The organism is Acidimicrobiales bacterium (assembly GCA_041394265.1).
Lineage (GTDB): Bacteria > Actinomycetota > Acidimicrobiia > Acidimicrobiales > SZUA-35 > JBBQUN01.
The window spans coordinates 229,288-242,581 of the sequence record JAWKIO010000005.1 but is presented as its reverse complement, the minus strand read 5'-3'; the positions used below and the strand labels follow the sequence as shown (position 1 = coordinate 242,581).

11 protein-coding genes are annotated in these 13,294 nt (G+C 67.0%); 5 read left to right on the top strand and 6 right to left on the bottom strand.

Annotated elements, in window-relative coordinates; all coding sequences use genetic code 11:
- Positions 1-3: 3 nt before the first annotated feature.
- The gene (locus tag R2733_01190; protein ID MEZ5375095.1) at positions 4-2,334 is read right to left on the bottom strand and encodes a putative PEP-binding protein; all 2,331 of its coding nucleotides are present in this window, start codon (positions 2,332-2,334) and stop codon (positions 4-6) included.
- A 313-nt stretch (positions 2,335-2,647) separates the two neighbouring features.
- A complete protein-coding gene (locus R2733_01185; GenBank protein MEZ5375094.1) occupies positions 2,648-3,289 on the bottom strand; it encodes a TetR/AcrR family transcriptional regulator in 642 nt (213 codons plus the stop codon).
- Positions 3,290-3,421: 132 nt separating this feature from the next.
- On the opposite strand from R2733_01185, the gene R2733_01180 reads away from it, so the two are divergent.
- Both R2733_01180 and R2733_01175 read left to right on the top strand, forming a co-directional pair.
- Positions 3,422-3,964, top strand: coding sequence for a TetR family transcriptional regulator (locus R2733_01180; GenBank protein MEZ5375093.1), 543 nt, complete (start codon positions 3,422-3,424; stop codon positions 3,962-3,964).
- Between the two features lie 187 nt (positions 3,965-4,151).
- Entirely contained in the window at positions 4,152-4,367 is a 216-nt protein-coding gene (locus R2733_01175) for a hypothetical protein (GenBank protein MEZ5375092.1), read from the top strand.
- Between the two features lie 24 nt (positions 4,368-4,391).
- Here R2733_01175 and R2733_01170 read toward each other — a convergent pair whose 3' ends face one another.
- The 3 genes from R2733_01170 to R2733_01160 are packed head-to-tail and all read right to left on the bottom strand — an operon-like array spanning position 4,392 to position 8,314.
- Positions 4,392-5,195 carry an SDR family NAD(P)-dependent oxidoreductase gene (locus R2733_01170; GenBank protein ID MEZ5375091.1) on the bottom strand — a complete coding sequence of 268 codons (804 nt, stop codon included), beginning with the start codon at positions 5,193-5,195 and terminating at the stop codon, positions 4,392-4,394.
- The gene (locus R2733_01165) at positions 5,192-6,346 is read right to left on the bottom strand and encodes an aromatic ring-hydroxylating dioxygenase subunit alpha (GenBank protein ID MEZ5375090.1); all 1,155 of its coding nucleotides are present in this window, start codon (positions 6,344-6,346) and stop codon (positions 5,192-5,194) included. The genes R2733_01170 and R2733_01165 overlap by 4 nt, the downstream gene beginning before the upstream one ends.
- Before the next feature lie 3 nt (positions 6,347-6,349).
- A complete protein-coding gene (locus tag R2733_01160; GenBank protein MEZ5375089.1) occupies positions 6,350-8,314 on the bottom strand; it encodes an NAD(P)/FAD-dependent oxidoreductase in 1,965 nt (654 codons plus the stop codon).
- Between the two features lie 59 nt (positions 8,315-8,373).
- On the opposite strand from R2733_01160, the gene R2733_01155 reads away from it, so the two are divergent.
- Together R2733_01155 and R2733_01150 are read left to right on the top strand one after the other, a co-directional pair.
- A complete protein-coding gene (locus tag R2733_01155; protein ID MEZ5375088.1) occupies positions 8,374-9,009 on the top strand; it encodes a TetR/AcrR family transcriptional regulator in 636 nt (211 codons plus the stop codon).
- 13 nt (positions 9,010-9,022) lie between these two features.
- The gene (locus R2733_01150; protein MEZ5375087.1) at positions 9,023-10,660 is read left to right on the top strand and encodes an AMP-binding protein; all 1,638 of its coding nucleotides are present in this window, start codon (positions 9,023-9,025) and stop codon (positions 10,658-10,660) included.
- A 2-nt stretch (positions 10,661-10,662) separates the two neighbouring features.
- Here the strand turns inward: R2733_01150 and R2733_01145 are convergent, their stop codons facing one another.
- The gene (locus R2733_01145; GenBank protein MEZ5375086.1) at positions 10,663-12,420 is read right to left on the bottom strand and encodes a class I SAM-dependent methyltransferase; all 1,758 of its coding nucleotides are present in this window, start codon (positions 12,418-12,420) and stop codon (positions 10,663-10,665) included.
- A 69-nt stretch (positions 12,421-12,489) separates the two neighbouring features.
- On the opposite strand from R2733_01145, the gene R2733_01140 reads away from it, so the two are divergent.
- Positions 12,490-13,239 carry an SDR family NAD(P)-dependent oxidoreductase gene (locus R2733_01140; GenBank protein MEZ5375085.1) on the top strand — a complete coding sequence of 250 codons (750 nt, stop codon included), beginning with the start codon at positions 12,490-12,492 and terminating at the stop codon, positions 13,237-13,239.
- The last annotated feature ends 55 nt before the right edge of the window (positions 13,240-13,294 follow it).

Sequence of the window (13,294 nt, the reverse complement as noted above, 5' to 3'; positions counted from 1 at the left end):
GGCTCAGAAGCTTCCTTCGACCTTGCGGTCGATGCCCTGCAACACGATCAGATCCTCGTGCAGTTCCATCCAGATGTCGTGGAACGACTCGCACATCACGCCGGTGAACCGCTTGGTCTCACCGTTGGCAACGAGGTCGGCGGCGACGCCGAGCCGCTGGTTGTAGCGGGCGAAGCGGGGGAGTGCTGCGGCGATGCTCTCGACTACGGGAGTGGCCCGTTGGGCGAGGTTCGACAGACGATCGACACACGTCTGGTCGTACTCGGCATCGGCATGGTCGTTGGGTTGGTCGCCTCGCATCTGCCACTCGGTGCACAGCTGCTTGAACTCGTCGTTGAGCGTGAGGAACTCGTGGTAGGGCTCGGCGAGACCGCTCTGGAGATCTGGGGTGGCGTAGTCGGCGAGGAGCTGTTCCTGTCGTTCCCGGCCACCGGGCATCAGGCTGAACATGTCGCGGGCTTCGAGGTAGCGGACATGCCCGGCCTCGATCAGCTGGTCGAGCAGGTCGGCGGGATGGCTGCCGATGCTTTCCTTGAATCCGTTGCTGGTGACGAAGCCACGGACACGCATGGTGTGCAGGACCAAGGCCTCGTCGACCTCGACCGAGATGTCGAGGGCATCGTCATCGGACGACAGATCGATGGTCGAGCCGTCGGTCTCGCTGCTCGCCTCGTCCGACGCTGTGGCGTCGTAGCTGAACTCGATGTCGTTGATGTGTACTCGGCCGCACGCCAAGAGGGCCTGAGCCACGCCGAGTCGTGCCATCGGCACACGGAACGGCGAGCAGCTGACCGAGTCGACCCCGAGACGCACGAGGAAATCGGCCGATGCCGGGTGGCCGGCATGCTCGCCGCAGACACCGAGCTTGATCGTCGACTTGGCCGAACGAGCGGCCTCGCATCCGATGCGGACGAGCTCGCCGACGCCGTCCTGGTCGAGTTCGGCGAACGGGTTGGCATCGAGGATGCCGAGTGACTGGTAGGCAGGCAGGAGCCGAGCCTCGACGTCGTCTCGGCTGAAGGCATAGGTCATCTGCGTCAGGTCGTTGGTGCCGAACGAGAAGAAGTCGGCATGCTCGGCCAGCGCCTTGGCGGTGAGAGCGGCGCGGGGCGTTTCGATCATGGCGCCCACCGTGACCGCTTCGGAGCTGAGGTCGCCGAACCCGAGCTCGTCGAGGACCTCGCAGACCCACTTGCGGGTGATCCGCAGCTCCTCGGCATCGACCACGAGGGGGATCATGATCTCGACCCGTGGCTGCTTGCCCTGCGCGAGCAATTTCGCAGCGGCCTGGCAGAGGGCTCGCACCTGCATCTGGTACAGGCCGCTGCGCACGAGCCCGAGACGGACCCCTCGGGTGCCGATCATCGGGTTGGTCTCATGGAGGCGACGGACGGCGGTGAGTTCGACCCGTTGGGCGTCGGTCAGGGTGCCATTCGCCTCGCGGGCCGTGAGGTCGAGGAGATCGGGCAGGAACTCGTGGAGCGGTGGGTCGAGCAGGCGCACGGTGACCGGGAGGGCATCCATGGCGTCGAGCAGCCGCTCGAAGTCGTGGACCTGCGCCGCCTCGAGTTCGTCGAGTGCCGCCTGCTCGGTGGCGGGATCGTTGCTGAGGATGTAGCGCCGCATGATGGGGAGCCGGTCGTGGGCGAGGAACATGTGCTCGGTCCGGCAGAGGCCGATGCCCTGGGCGCCGAGCTCGCGACCGTGGCTGGCGTCGCCCTCGGTGTCGGCATTGGCCCGCACCTGCACGCTGCCGCGGGCGACGGTGTCGGCCCAGGCCAACAGCGTGTCGAGTTCGGGTGGCGGCACCGACCCGAAGGTCTCGAGTCGCCCGGCGTAGATCTCGCCGGTGCTGCCGTCGATCGTGATCTCGTCGCCGGCCCGTAGGACCGTGTCGTTGATCGTGACCGTGTCGCCGTCGATGTGGACGTCGGCAGCACCGACGACGGCGGGAATGCCCCAGCCACGTGCGACGACCGCGGCGTGGCTGACGAGCCCGCCTCGGACGGTGAGGATGCCGCGGGAGGCCTGCATGCCGAGGACGTCGTCGGGAGTGGTCTCGCTGCGAACGAGGATGACGTCGCGGCCCTGGTCGCCTGCCGCCATGGCGGCGTCGGCGCTGAGGACGATGGCACCGCTCGCCGCGCCGGGTGACGCCGGGAGGCCCGTGCCGAGGGCGATGGCATCGGCGTGACCGGTCAGTCGCACGTGGAAGAACTCGGCGAGCGCCGCCGGCTCGATGCAGTTCAACGCAGCGGCGACGGCGAGTCCGTTCTTCGCTGCCGTGGCCTCGTGAACGGCGGTGGCAATTGTTTTCCCGATTTCACCAGTCATTCACAAGAAACTAGTGGATGACTCCACTAACGATCGAGTGCGATCTCGAATCACTGTGGTGAAATCTCGACCATGACGTGATGTATCGCTGCGAGCTACCTGTCCGCCGGCCGGGACGCGGGGTCGAAGGGCGCCTGCATCGACACCCCACCCACCGTGGCGATGCGTCGTTCGGCTCGTTGAGGGGGGAGGGCACCCTCGAGCGTCGAGTCGAGAGCGATCGACGAGGTGGTCTTCGCTCGCGGTCAGACGACGAAGATCCGCACCATGCAGGGCGAGATCCAGCGCTGGGGGGCGGCCGACCGACGTTTGCCTACGACGATGAGTCGATGACGAGGCGGCCGGCGAGTGCGTGCAGCGCCTGGCGGAGCTTGGCGCCTGACTCGTTGCTGAGCGGGCTATCGGCCCGGTGCATGGTGTGGACCGAGATCAACACGTCGATCAGCGTGCGAACCGTGAGCGACTCGACACTTCGCCGTGCCGCCGAGACTCGACCCCGTGACGTGGACTCGCCCAGGTAGCCGAACGCTCGCTGGACGTGCTTGTCCTCGAAGTCCTGGCGAAGTTTGGTGATCTGTCGTGTGGCGCCGGGCAGCTGGAGATGGAGCAGCGCGGCCTCATCGGGGTGTTCATCGATCCACTCCCAGACGGCGTCGATGACGGGGGTGATGTCGGGCCCGCTGCCGTCGCCGACGGATCGTCGTGCCTGGTCGGCCACGTTGCTGATCGACTCGAACACTCTCGTGATGCACGCGCCATAGAGCTCCTCCTTGCCGGAGAAGTGGTAGTAGATCGCCGTCGCGACCACGTCGGCCTCCTGGGCGACATCGCTGATCGCGGCGTCGACGTAGCCCTTCTGCGCAAACAGACGGATCGCCGCGTCGATGATGTTGTTTCGTCGCGAGGGCCGATGGGCCGGCTGGGTGCTGGTGGCGTCATCGGGTGAGTCGGTCATGCGGAGGTGGCTGCCGGCGCATCTTCGTCACCAGCGCATCGTTGGCCTACCCTAGCCCTCATCGCCAGCTCAACCAGCAAACGACGCCCTGCGCACCGACCCTCTCGGCGCAACAACGTCATCGACGCCGCGATGGGGCTGTTCGCCACCATGCCGGTTGACGACGTCACGGTGCTCGACATCGCCAGCGCCGTCGAGATGACCCCCGCTGCGGTCTATTACCACTTCGCGTCAAAGGAGCAGATCCTCATCGAAGGCATGGAGCGGTTCCGTGACCAACTGCTCGAACAGGTGCGAGCCAACCTGCCGGCCCACGGTGATGTCGACGGTCTCCGCGCGCTGGTCGAGCACCTGCTCGCCTGGACCGCCGAACGCAAGACGCCGGCGACGGTGTACTTCGTCACCTCGATCGGATTGAACTTGATGGTCGAGGCGGTGCGGCGTGAGACGCGTCTCGACCTGGTCGATGAGCTGCTGGGTGCCGTGCGCACGGTGCGAGGCAAGACGGCTCGGGCCGAGGCAGGCGTGATCGCTGTTGCCCTCGTCTCGTTGATCGAGACCTCGCTGGCCTCCATGCTCAACGAGGACGCCTCCTATCGCGGCCTCGGCGTGAAGAAGTTCAGCGCCGAGGTGGGCGCCATCGCCGACCGCATCGTCGGCCTCCCCTCCCTCTGACCGGGTGGGTCGGATGGGACGGGTCGTGTCGAGGTGGATGAGGGCCTTGCCGATGGCGCCGCCCCCGAGCATGGCGAGGATCCACCGACCGCGTGATCGAGGCCATCGGTGACGGTGTGGAGCTGCTCGACCTCAGCCGAACGGAGCCAGCCGGCGACGATCTGTTGAACTCCGCTCGCATGTCCTCGTGCTCACGTACGATGTTGCCCTTGACGGTGGCTCGGCGGAGCACGGGCTCGATCATGTGGCTGATGTCCTGACCCCGACCGTCCTCGGAGTGCTGGCTGATCATGGCGTACAGCGCGATGTGTTCGCCGATCGACATGTTGTGGGGCGCCGCCTCCAGGTGTGGACCGCCCACGTTGTCGAAGCAAAGGTCGCAACCATCGTCGTTGTCAAGTAACTCGTCTTCTCCCGTCGCGTCTTCTCAGCTCGTCATCCCGAACATCCCCAGGAGGTCGGGGTGTCCGGTCGCGGTGGTCACGCCGCCGTCGACCACGAGATTGGCACCGACCATGAAGGACGCATCGTCGGACGCAACGAACGCGATGGCGGCGGCGATCTCCTCGGGTCGGCCGAACCGTCCGATGGGAATGGCCGAGGTGAACGCGGCTGCCCGATCTGGGTGCCCCGCAGTCGAGACGGTCATCGGTGTGTCGACCGCTCCGGGTGACACGGCGTTGACCCGCACGCCGTGCTCGATGAGCTCCAGCGCAAGGCTCCGACTGAGGTTGATAACCCCGGCCTTCGCTGCGCCGTACGCCGTCATCCCTCGATCGCCGCCGACGCCGTCGAGCGAGGCGACGTTGACGATCGACACCGACGACACCGCCTGGTCCGCCACCGTTCGGCGCAGCAGCCCGAGCGCAGCCTGACAGGCGTGGAACACGGCGGTCAGGTTCACCGAGAGTACCGATTCCCAGTGGGCGGCCGACATGGTGGCGAAGGGTCGTACCGACACCGCACCTGCTGCGTTGACCAGCACGTCGAGTCGGCCATGGCGTTGGGCGATCTCGGCGATGACCCGATCGAGCTCGGACCGGTTCGTGGCGTCGGCCGCAACGAAGTGGACTCGAGGGCCAAGCTCGGTCGCGACGGCTTCGCCCCGATCGGCGTCACGGCCGACGATGACGACGTCGGCACCCTCGTCAGCGAGCCGTCGGGCGGTTGCCCTCCCGATACCGGACGTGCCGCCAACCACCATGGCGGCTCGTCCGTCGAAGCGATTCATGTGTGGGCGAGGCCGATCGCCGCATCGATCTGGTCGTGGAAGTACACCAGCGGCGGCTCGATTCGGCCGTACACGACCTGCTCGAGCGCACCGGACTCGAAGCTGCGTTGGATCTGCTCCATCAAGGCGAAGTCTTCCGAGCCGGTGACTTGCAGCAACAGCTCGAGATTCTTCACGAAATAGTTCCGCGCCTTCTCGGTTGCCGGTTCGACCGGTGCATACACCGAGGTGGTGGTGCGGGTCCGGTTGACCGACAGCGGTTCGACGATCCACACCTCGACATGGTCGAGCTGATGCACCACCAGCCCGTTGGGGACGAGGAAGTACTGGATGGTGCCGTAGGGGAGGATCGACCATTCGTCCTCGGGCTTGTCGAACTCCTCACGAACGTTGGCTCGCAGCCCCACCGACAACAGGTTCCGGCCGAACCCTTCGAAGATCACACAGTCGGAGTTGAACGCCGGCGCGATCGAGTTCTTGTGCAAGGTGCGGATGTGGTAGCTCTCCGAGAAGGTGTCGAAGAAGAGCTTCCAGTTCATGTCCCACTCGTTCGAGCGACTCTCGACGTGGACATAGCGGTCGAGCCCGAAGGATCCGAGGTCGTCCTGCGCCCCGCCCAGCACCTCGTCGACATCGATCGGGTCGTCGCCCTCGGGGCGAACGAAGATCAGGCCGTGACGCTCGGCGACCGGACGGCGCAGGAGGTCGCAGTTGATGGTGACGTCGTCGAACGCGCCCGCCGATCCGGGTCGAGCTCGTAGCGCTCCGCCGAGCTCGAAGGTCCACGAGTGGTAGGGGCAGGTGAGGGCGGCGCGACCGCCTCCGGTCGACGAGGGATCGACGAGCGGAGCCCCACGATGGCGACAGGCGTTCACGAACGCCGCCAGCGAGCCGTCGTGCTGGCGCACCACGACCAGCGGAATGCCGTCCATGCGCAGCGCCCGATAGGAACCCGGCTCGGCGAGATCGGCGCTGAGCCCGAAGAAGATCGGACCCTTGCGGAACAGCCTCCGCTGTTCGAGGGCGAACCGCTCGGGATCGGCGTAGGACGCGGTCGAGTTGGTACGGCTCGCATCGGTGTGGAGCCCTTGGAAGCGGTCGCCGCTCTCCTGGACTCGGCGTAGCAGTTCGACCTGGCGCTCGTGTCGCATTGGTCAGTTCCCCTTCTCGGTGGTGCTGGCCGGAAGCGGGGTGGTCTCGAAGTCCTCGAGGCCCCGGGTCCGGGTCATCGTCCAATAGTCGACCAACCGGAACGGCATTGGCGAACGCACCTGCCCGTTCGTGTTGCGGTAGTAGGTCTCGGTTCCCGGGTGTGTCCAGACCAGCTCGGCGTGGAGTTGGTCGATCTGTTCGGTGTACTCGTCGCGTCGCGCCGGTAAGCAGTCGATCGCGGCGAGACCCTCCTGGGCCATATCTCGCAGGCGGGCAACGATGTAGTCGGCCTGGGTCTCGGCGAGCCACATCCCGCTGCCGCCGTGGCCCATGTTGGTGTTCGGCCCGTACATGACGAACAGATTGGGGAAGTCGGGCACGGTCATGCCGAGCAGCGCTCGAGGGTTCTCGTCGGCCCAGTCGTCGGCCAGTCGTCGACCTTCGGCCCCGATGAAGTCGATCCTGGCGGCAAGGTTCGTGACGTCGAACCCGGTGGCGAACACGACGACGTCGGCGTCGTGGACGGTGCCGTCGGCGCTTCGTACACCCGAAGCGGTGAAGTCGGCGATCGGCTCGGTGACCAACTCGACGTGGGGGAGTCGCAGGGTCTTGAACCAGCCGTTGTCGATCAGGATCCGCTTGGCAAAGGGGGGATAGGACGGGATGCACTTGGCGATCAGATCGTCGCGCCCGTCGAGTTCGTCACGGATGAAGGTCTCGATCTCGACCCGATGCCGCTCATTGGTCTTGTTGAGCGACCGGTCGGCGTGCTCCCAGTCGGGATCGCGGCGCAGGAACCGGAGAAGCCCGTCGCCGTAGCGCCACATCTGCGAGAAGCGGTACCACCGGTCGTACATCGGCACGTTGCGGAACAGCCACGCTGCCTCGGGCTCGACGCTCAGGTGGTACTCGGGCACCGGCCGGGCCCACTGAGGCGTGCGCTGGAAGATGGTGAGGGCTGCCACCGAATCGGCGATGGTCGGCACCAACTGCATCGCCGATGCCCCGGTGCCGATGACCGCCACCCGCTTGCCCGTCAGATCCAGGTCTTCGGGCCAGTGCGCCGTGTGGACGATCTCACCCTCGAACTCGTCGGTGCCGGCGAAGGTCGGGCTCACTGGCTGGTTGAAGTGGCCGGTGGCGGTCACGACGACATCGGCGTCCTCGACCCTGGTGCCGGTCGGCGACTCGATGGTGACCGACCACTGGTTCCGCTCGGCGTCCCACTCGGCGGCGGTCACGCTCGCCCCGAACTCGATGCGGTCGCGGAGTGATCGGTTGGCGGCGAACGTCTGCAGGTACTCGCGCAGCTCATCACCGGCGGAGAAGTAGTGGGTCCAGTCCGGATTGGAGGCGAACGAGAAGCTGTAGAAGTGGTTGGGCGTGTCGACCCCGCAGCCCGGATAGCGATTGTCGAACCACGTGCCACCCAGATCGGGGTTCTTCTCGACGATGTGCCAATCGAAGCCGGCCTCGTCGAGCCGGTGAGCGAGACACAGGCCCGAGACCCCGGACCCGACGATGATCACCCGGCGGCGGGCGCCGGCCGTCGATTCGGCTTCGTCGGACGTGGCTGGGCTGGCGTCGAACCCGAAGTCATGGCGAACCATCGGTTCGTACTCCGGCGGCACCTGCTCCCCGAGGAAGAACGACAGCATCTCGCCGAAACGCTCGGGGCCGGGATCGAGGATGACGGGAGTGGCCTGCTCGGCGAGCAGCCACTCGCGTACCTCGGAGCGGATCATGGCGGCGGTCTCGTCGTCGTAGCCGGCCGACGGATCCGCGATCAGCCGGACGTCGCGGCGGGGGCGCAGGTCGTCGGCCAACCACCGCTCGTCGCCGGTCAGGTGGAACAGGCAGGCCACCAGCACGCGAAGGTCGGCGGCATGGAGTGCCGCGTCGAGCGACTCGATGTCGAGTGACTCGGTTGCGGTCGAATCGGGCGTGGTGCTGGTCGTCGAGGTCATCGGACGATAGATTCTAGTAGTCACTAGAAAATGTCAAGGCCCTCCCTCGGAAGACACGCATGGCGAAGAAGTCCGAACTGACTCGACAACGCATCCTCGACGCGGCGGCCGGCGCCCTCGCCAGCCGCGGCTACGGCGCCACCAGCCTGAAGACCATCGCCGATGCGGTCGACATGCAGGACGCCTCGCTCTACTACCACTTCCCGTCGAAAGACGATCTGGTGCTGGAGGTGCTCCGCATCGGCACGGCACTCGCCCATGACGCGGTGGTTGCGGCGTTGGCCACGCTCGGCGACGACACCGACCCCATCGAGGCGCTGCGAGTGGCAATCGTGGCGCACACGGTTGCCGTGCTCGGTGGCGACGATTATCCCCGGGCGAACGTCCGAGCTTACGGTCAACTCCCGCCCGACCTCGCCGCACTCCACATCGCCCAACACCGGGCCTACGGCGAGGTGTGGCGTCGATTGCTCGACCGCGCTGCAGCCGCGGGACGGATCCGAACCGACCTCGATCGGGCAGCCGTGCGGCTCCTCATCGTCGGCGCCCTCAACTGGTCGCTCGAGTGGTTTGACCCCGAAGGCCCACTCTCACCCGCCGACCTCGGCGACCAGATGGCATCGATGGTGTTGGGTGGTCTCCTCACTTCGAGGGATGACGGCGATCGGGCGGCAGCGCCCGCCACCACGAACTAGAACAACGGACACCATGGACGACCATCTCGCACTCGATCCCGCCGCGCCGGTCTCGGCGCTCGATCCCACTGCCACCACGCTTGCCGCGCTCGTGCAGTGGTCGACCGCGGCCTTCGCCGACTCGCCGGCGCTGCGCGACGGCGACACCGAACTCAGCTACCGAGAACTCGGCGAGCTGAGCCATCGAGCAGCAGCGGCGATGGTTGCACTCGGCCTCGACCAGGTCGACGCCATCGCCATTTGGGCGCCGAACTGCTGGCAGTGGGTGGTGGTCGCACTCGGCGCCGCTCGTGCCGGAATCCGTCTCGTGCCGGTCAACACCCGGTTCAAAGGGGTCGAGGCCGCGTACGTGCTCGACACGGCATCCGCCCGCATGGTGTTCATCGTCGACGGCTTTCTCGGCACCGGGTACCGGGCGTCGCTCGATGGTCACGACCTTCCGTCGCTTCGAGCGGCCGCCGGTGACCCGATCATCGATCTGTCCACGTCGGCGTTCGACGACTTCCTTGCGCTTGGTGACTCGGTCGAACACCGTGAGATCGTCGACCACCGCTCGGCCGCCGTCACCCCCGACGACGTCGCAGCGGTCATGTTCACGTCGGGCACCACCGGCCATCCGAAGGGTGTCATGGTGCGCGGCGGGGCGATGATCCGGGCGTTCCACGGCTGGGCAGCCGCCATGCACGCTCGCCAGGGCGATCCCTACCTCATCGTCAACCCGTACTTCCACGCCTTCGGCTTCAACGGCGGCATCGTGGTGTGCCTCCTGTTCGGTGCGGTGAACATTCCGTTCCCGGTCTACGACCCGGTCGAGGTGATGAAGCTCATCGAGCGGGAGCGGGTCGCCATCTGGCCCGGACCACCGGCGCTCTATCAGGGGTTGCTGAACCACCCCGACCTGGACCGCTACGACCTGTCGTCGCTGCGGGCCTGCGTCACCGGTGCCGCCTCGATCCCGGTCGAGATGGTCGTCGCCATGCGGGAGCGTCTGGGTTTCGAGACCATCGTGACCGCCTACGGGATGACCGAGACGTCGGGGCTCGTCACCCACACGCTCGCCGACGATCCCGACGAGGTGGTGTCACACACGTCGGGCCGAGTCATCGATGGGGTCGAGATCCGGGTCGTCGACGAGTTGGGTGCCGACGTTCCCACCGGAGAACCCGGTGAGCTGTGGGTGCGGGGCTATCAGGTCACTCCCGGCTACCTCGTCGGCGACGGCAAGGTCGAGCCCGCCGCTGATGGCGAGGGTTGGCTGCACACCGGCGACGTCGTCGTCATGAACGCCGACGGCTACATCGACATCACCGATCGCATGAAGGACATGTTCATCATCGGGGGCTTCAATGCTTACCCCGCAGAGATCGAGCGGGTCATGGTCGAGCACCCCGGGATCGGCATGGCCGCCGTGATCGGTGTGCCCGACCAACGCCTCGGCGAGGTCGGTGCTGCGTTCGTCGTGCCGAGCCCTGACGGCTGCCCGGGCGAAGAGGAGCTGATCGCCTGGTGTCGCGAGCACATGGCGAACTACAAGGTGCCTCGCCACATCTGGTTCGTCGACACGCTTCCGCTCACGGCGTCGAACAAGGTGCGCAAGCCCGAACTCCGTGCCAGCGCCACGGACCGGCTCGACATCCTCGCGGAGTCGTAGCGCTAGCTCGAGGGCTGCACCCGCACGCACTCGTAGTGCGCCAAGCCGACCCGACCACCCTCGCGGACGAGCGTGAAGTTCTCGGCCCAGTCGTGCTGGAACTCGAACGATCGGCCATCGGCATCGACGATGGTGGTGGGGTGGCTCACGTCCCACACCTCGCCCTCGAAGTGCTCGTCGCCTCGATAGACGCCCTGTCCCAGGCCGTCATCGAATCCGCCGAAGTAGCCGCCGCCCTGGCAGTACACCCACCCGAGGTCCTCGAACTCGTAGTTGCGGACGTTGGCCTCGACGTCGGTGAGTCGGAAGCTGCCGCTGCGGACCCGGCGGTCGCCCTCGTGGAAGTCCAGCTCGGTCACGACATCGGTGACCGGCACGATCCGGTCGCCCCGCAGAATCGCGCCCCGGCCCGATGCGGCACGCCCGCTCGGATCCTGGAAGAAGAACCCGCCGTGGTCCGGGAGATGGAAGAGCACCCACTGGCGCAGCCCCGGCACACGGTGGCTCGGCGCCGGTGCGCCGTAGGGACGGGGCCCGCCGCGTCCGGGCTGGAAGCCCCAGGAGTGATTGCGGAAGAACGACGACGTGGTTCGCTCCAGCACGATGCGCTCGCCTGCGACCTCGACCCAGCCCTCGCATTCGCCGGTGATCTCGTAGGTGGCCCGCTCGCTGAGCAGACGGCCGTCGACCCGGCGAACCTCGATCGGCCCCATGTACGGGGTGTTGGCGGTATGGCACGTGATGTCGAGCTTGATGCCGACCTCGTTGTCGTCGAGCACGAGTCGCACCGCCTCGAGTGGCTCGATGATGTCGAGCGACAGCGGGCCCGCACCGAGGTGCTCCATCGCGGGGCGTAGTCGGCGCGACACCCGCACGTTGTATTGACGGCCCCGATGCCGGAGGCAGACGAACCCATCGAGCACGTCGTTGTTGGCGTAGAGCCGGACGTTCGAGGTGAACGCCACCGTGCCTGCCTGATCGGCGACGCAGAGGTAGTGGCCGTCGTTCCAGCTCGGATCGAGCCCGTCGACCGCAGCGAACGTGTTCGTGACCTGATGGAACGGATACTCGTCGAGGCCCAGCAGCATGTGGGGGAGGGTAGCTGCGCCGCCGTTGGCGCAGGGCTTGGTTGCCCGCACCAACACACCTCGTTTGGTCAGCCAGAGTGGGAGGGGCACGTTGACCGCACGTTCGGCTGGAATGGAGTGGTGGCGGCAGTACGCCTCGACGTCCTCGCGTCGTTCCAAGGGGAAGAACGGGCCATCCCAGTGCTCCGCCATGGCATCGCCGAAGGTCCTGCCGACGATCGCCACTGCGTCTTCGGCATCGAAGGAGGTGGGCGGGTAGCCCTCCGGCATGAGTTCGGGGTCGTTGTCGCGAGCGCTGGTGCAGGCGTAGTACGTGCCGCCACTGCGGAGGACCCTGACGGCTTCGGCGACGGCCTGCTCGGGGTCGTCGACGTGGTAGAGGCACCACAGGTGCGTCACCTCGGCGAACACGCCGTCGCGGAAGGGGAGGGCCCGCATGTCGGCACGCACCAAAGGGCGGTGCGGGTTGCCGGCGATCTGGGTCGGTGACGACTCGACGCCGAACCACGCCACGTCGTCGCCGAGGAGGTCGGCCAGCCGTCCGTCGCCGCACCCCACGTCGAGCACCGGTCCTCGGAGTTCGGGAGCGATCGAGTGGTGGACGTCGCTCGGTGCTTCCCACGACGCCCAGCGCCCGGGATCGGCGTCGTAGTCGGGCGGCAAGCTGCTCACGGTCGCGACCCTATTGGCTCGTGGCGCGACGTCGCTCGGCGATCCCGCCGTCACCCGTACACTCCGGCGATGCGCTTCGAGAATCGAGTCCTGTTCGTCACCGGCGGAGCCTCCGGCATCGGTCGAGCCACCGCCGAGCGGTTCGTCGCCGAAGGGGGTCGAGCCGCCATCGTTGACCTCGACCTCGCCAAAGCCCAGGAGGTGGCGTCCACCCTGCCCGGCTGCATCGGCCTTGCGGCGAACGTCGCCGACGAAGCAAAGGTTGCCGCCGTCGTCGCTGCCGCCCAGGAACAGCTTGGCGGGATCGACGCGGTTCTTGCGGCCGCCGGTCACGCCGAGTTCGGGCCGGTCGCCGAGTGGGACGCCGCTCGCTTCAACCGGATGCTGGAGGTGCATGTCGGCGGCACGTTCCATGTCTGCAAGTACGCGCTCCCGGTGATGAAGGCCGGCGGTCGCGGTTCGATCGTCACCATTGCCTCGACCGCCGCCTTCACCGCCAACGGCAACAACGTCCCGTATGGTGCGGCCAAGGCGGGGATCTCGGGCTTGACTCGCCAGCTCTCGCTGGAAGCGCTGCCCGAGGTCCGGATCAACTGCGTTGCCCCCGGTCGGACCATCACCGGCATGACCACGCCCCTGATGATCGAGCGTGGCAACGACCTCGAGAACGGCGAGCGCATCTTTGGCGCCAAGGTGCCGATGCAGCGGATGGGCACCGCCGACGAACTCGCCGCCGCCATCTGCTTCTTCCTCAGCGACGACGCCTCTTTCGTCACGGGCCAGACGTTGCTCGTCGACGGCGGCGAAACCATCACCTAACGTCGGCTGCGACCCGCCGCACCGACGCCATCTCTCGGCTCCCCAGCCCACCCTC

Bases quoted from the DNA above. Each gene is read 5' to 3' on its own strand.
- R2733_01190 (MEZ5375095.1), bottom strand. From the start codon at position 2,334: ATGACTGGTGAAATCGGGAAAACAATTGCCACCGCCGTTCACGAGGCC.
- R2733_01185 (MEZ5375094.1), bottom strand. From the start codon at position 3,289: ATGACCGACTCACCCGATGACGCCACCAGCACCCAGCCGGCCCATCGG.
- R2733_01180 (MEZ5375093.1), top strand. From the start codon at position 3,422: ATGGGGCTGTTCGCCACCATGCCGGTTGACGACGTCACGGTGCTCGAC.
- R2733_01170 (MEZ5375091.1), bottom strand. From the start codon at position 5,195: ATGAATCGCTTCGACGGACGAGCCGCCATGGTGGTTGGCGGCACGTCC.
- R2733_01165 (MEZ5375090.1), bottom strand. From the start codon at position 6,346: ATGCGACACGAGCGCCAGGTCGAACTGCTACGCCGAGTCCAGGAGAGC.
- R2733_01160 (MEZ5375089.1), bottom strand. From the start codon at position 8,314: ATGACCTCGACGACCAGCACCACGCCCGATTCGACCGCAACCGAGTCA.
- R2733_01155 (MEZ5375088.1), top strand. From the start codon at position 8,374: ATGGCGAAGAAGTCCGAACTGACTCGACAACGCATCCTCGACGCGGCG.
- R2733_01150 (MEZ5375087.1), top strand. From the start codon at position 9,023: ATGGACGACCATCTCGCACTCGATCCCGCCGCGCCGGTCTCGGCGCTC.
- R2733_01140 (MEZ5375085.1), top strand. From the start codon at position 12,490: ATGCGCTTCGAGAATCGAGTCCTGTTCGTCACCGGCGGAGCCTCCGGC.